Annotated in this window: 1 protein-coding gene; it reads left to right on the top strand. The window is 73.9% G+C overall.

Annotated features, from left to right (window positions below; translation table 11 throughout):
* A partial coding sequence (locus V1J52_RS25955; RefSeq protein ID WP_330142414.1) for a type I polyketide synthase occupies positions 1-1332 on the top strand: 1332 nt, incomplete at both ends.

A 1332-nucleotide genomic window follows, 5' to 3' on the forward strand; every position in this document is an offset into this window, starting at 1 on the left:
GGCCACCGACCCGCAGCAGCGCCTCCTGCTGGAGACCGCCTGGGAGACGCTGGAGCACGCGGGCATCGTCCCGGCGGCCCTGCGCGGCAGCCGGACCGGGGTGTTCACCGGCGTCATGTACCACGACTACGGTTCGAAGACGTACCGCACGCCGGAGGATCTGGAGGGCTACCTCGCCAGCGGCACGGCGGGAAGTGTGGCCTCCGGCCGCCTCTCCTACACCATGGGCTTCGAGGGCCCGGCGGTGACGGTGGACACGGCCTGCTCCTCCTCGCTGGTCGCCTTGCACCTGGCCGCGAACGCCCTGCGCAGCGGCGAGTGCGACCTCGCCCTGGCGGGCGGCGTCACGGTGATGGCCACTCCGACCTCGTTCGTGGAGTTCTCGCGGCAGCGCGGGCTCGCGCCGGACGGGCGCTGCAAGGCGTTCTCCTCCACCGCCAACGGCACGGGCTGGTCGGAGGGTGTGGGCCTGCTGCTCGTGGAGCGGCTGTCGGACGCCCAGCGCAACGGCCACCACGTCCTGGCCGTCATCCGCGGCACGGCCGTCAACCAGGACGGCGCCTCCAACGGACTCACCGCGCCCAACGGGCCGTCCCAGGAGCGGGTCATCCGGCAGGCGCTGGCCAGCGCCGGACTCACTCCGGCCGACGTGGACGCCGTCGAGGCGCACGGCACCGGCACCAAGCTCGGCGACCCCATCGAGGCGCAGGCGCTGCTGGCCACCTACGGACAGGAGCGCCCCGACGACAGCCCGCTGTACCTGGGGTCGCTCAAGTCGAACATCGGGCACAGCCAGGCGGCGGCCGGAGTCGGCGGCATCATCAAGATGGTGCAGGCCATGCGGCACGGGACGCTTCCGCAGACCCTGCACGTGGACGAGCCCTCCCCGCACGTCGACTGGGAGGCCGGAGCCGTCCGCCTCCTGACGGAGCCCCGCGCCTGGCCCCAGCACGACCGCCCCCGCCGCGCCGGCGTCTCCTCCTTCGGCATCAGCGGTACGAACGCCCACGTCATCGTCGAGGCGCCGGACACGGCAGCCGCGCAGGAGGCGGAAGCCGCGCCGCAGACGCACGGGGTGGTGCCGCTGCTGCTGTCGGGCAAGAGCCCGGAGGCCGTCACCGCGCAGGGCAGGCGTCTGCTGGCCCTGCTGGAGGCGGAGCCCGGTCTCTCACTGACGGACGTGGGCCACACGCTGGCCACCGCGCGGACCAGCTTCGAGCACCGGGCCGCCGTCACGGGGACCAGCCGTCACACCGCCCTGGAGGGCCTGCGGGCGCTCGTGGACGGCGAGAGCGCACCCGGTCTCGTCTTCGGGAGCCCGAAGCCGGGGAA

It is taken from the genome of Streptomyces solitudinis, from assembly GCF_036323765.1.
In the GTDB taxonomy this organism is placed as follows: Bacteria; Actinomycetota; Actinomycetes; order Streptomycetales; family Streptomycetaceae; genus Streptomyces.